At 50.6% G+C, this 656-nt stretch carries 1 protein-coding gene; it reads right to left on the reverse strand.

The window, feature by feature from the left end; translation table 11 throughout:
- The coding region (locus tag WMO65_RS26410) for an SH3 domain-containing protein (protein ID WP_494337604.1) at positions 1-656 on the reverse strand (656 nt) is incomplete at both ends.

Genomic DNA, 656 nt, shown 5'->3' on the forward strand with positions numbered 1-656 from the left:
TAGCACATCTTACCAGACTTGTCCACGTAGTAGACCTTGCCGCCTGTCCTTACCAGCTCATCCGCCGCCATCGCTCCTGACGGTTTTAAGTAATACGAGTTCTTTTTCCACTCAATCCAGCCCGTCACCATCCATCCTTCTTTATCGAAATAGTACCAGGCTCCGCCGGTCTGCTTCCAGTCGTTCTTTGGATACTTATAACCGGCGGTAATGTACCACCACTTCCCGGCCTCGCAGATCCAGCCGTCCAGGTAATCTCCAGATACCCAGCCGTCAGCATAGTGGAACCAGCATGTACTGCCTACCCAGCGGCGCTTATCGCATCCAATGCGGTCACCTTTGTTCAACTGGCCAATAATCTCGCCATTTGGCTCCTTACGGACATTTAGGTTATTACCGGTAATGGTAAGGCCATTCGCACCCATGCTGATTGGTATATCTGCCACAGTGGATGTGCCAGAAGAGGCCTGTCCAGCTACGATCCTCCAATCAAGCCGTGCAAACTTAGTCCCCGGCAGATTGCTGTTGTAATACCCTTTACTGCATACACCGCCGCCATTGGCAATGATCGTACTGCCACCGCTGGTATTACCCTCTACAGTTGTAAAATAATCACCATTAACACCCGTTACAATGCCTGTATGAGTAAATACGCC

Origin of the sequence: Blautia caccae (assembly GCF_040095955.1) — a bacterium.
GTDB classification, from domain to species: domain Bacteria; phylum Bacillota; class Clostridia; order Lachnospirales; family Lachnospiraceae; genus Blautia; species Blautia celeris.